Here is a 595-nt window from a genome sequence, read left to right on the forward strand (position 1 = left end):
ACCACGGCCTATTCCGGTCCCGCCGCAGGTATGGTTTTCGCCTCGCCTATTGGAGAGGCATGTGAAGGGACAATGGTCAGAATCGCTCCCTTCCCGAAAAAATGCGTAGACGTGCCCCCGATCCTGCCCGCTGGGAGCGTGCAGGCCGTCGCATTGGGACAAATCCCTGTCTATAACCTCCCGGACAAGGGAGGCCAGGTGCTTCTGCTGCCCTCCGACCAATCCTGCATAATCATTTCAGTCAGTCAGGCGGCGGGTTGAGATCATGAGTCGTTCCATTCACAGGTGCCGAAAAGGCGCCGGTCAAGGTTCAATCCCCAACGCCGCGACACAATTGATCCTCAAGATGCGGATCGGTGCCATCGGTGCGACACGCAGTAAAACGGCGCCCGGTCCTGAGGCTGTTGCCTCAAGCAACGTCCAAAAACGGGGGCGGTTTCCCGATTGTCGCGGGCGTTTCTATCGAGACGCTCCAAAAATTCCCTGTTCGTCCGTCCAGCCTGCGTCGCAGACCTGGCGGAAGGAGGATCAACAATGACCATACGACGCATTGCCATCGCCGTGGGCCTCTTTGCCCTCACCGATACTTCGACGG

General features: G+C 58.7%; 1 pseudogene. It reads left to right on the forward strand.

From position 1 onward, the window contains the following. Positions 1-261, forward strand: a pseudogene (locus AB4Z23_RS27865) (hypothetical protein); the annotation flags it as partial. Positions 262-595 lie beyond the last annotated feature (334 nt).

It is taken from the genome of Agrobacterium sp. MCAB5 (assembly GCF_052114365.1).
GTDB classification, from domain to species: Bacteria; Pseudomonadota; Alphaproteobacteria; order Rhizobiales; family Rhizobiaceae; genus Agrobacterium; species Agrobacterium tumefaciens.